Origin of the sequence: Bradyrhizobium sp. NBAIM08 (assembly GCF_020193935.1) — a bacterium.
Lineage (GTDB): Bacteria > Pseudomonadota > Alphaproteobacteria > Rhizobiales > Xanthobacteraceae > Bradyrhizobium > Bradyrhizobium yuanmingense.
The window spans coordinates 1-450 of the sequence record NZ_JADYVR010000327.1; the positions used below are offsets into that span (position 1 = coordinate 1).

The window sequence follows — 450 nt, forward strand, 5'->3', positions numbered from 1 at the left end:
ATCATCCTGCTCGGCGTGCCTCACGGCGCGCTCGATGGCGAGGTGGCACGACCGCTCCTGCGGCCGCGCTGGGGGCGGTGGTGGTTCGGCGTCTTCGCCGTGCCCTACCTCCTGCTGGCGGCAGCGGTGCTGCTGGCGTGGCGCCTGGCCCCTGAGGCGACGCTGGCTGGGTTCCTAACTCTGTCCGCCTGGCACTTCGGGTCGGAGGAGGCGCCAGGGCGGCCTTGGGAGGCCTTTGTGCGTGGCGGCCTGCCCATCGCCGCGCCGACGCTGCTGCAGCCGCACGCGACGGCCGAGGTGCTGGGCGTGGTGGCAGGGCTGCCGCTGGACGGACCGCCGGCTTGGCTCCTTACGGCATCCTGGGTCTGGGCAGGGGCGGCGCTGGCCTGGCTCGCCCTTGGACGGCCCTCGCGCGGAGCGCTCCTCGAAGGAGCAGCCCTGGTCCTTGCC

General features: G+C 74.2%; 1 protein-coding gene. It reads left to right on the top strand.

Annotation, left to right across the window (positions count from 1 at the left end; all coding sequences use genetic code 11):
• On the top strand, positions 1–450 hold a 450-nt coding region (locus I6F37_RS39725), incomplete at both ends, for a beta-carotene 15,15'-dioxygenase, Brp/Blh family (protein ID WP_225154338.1).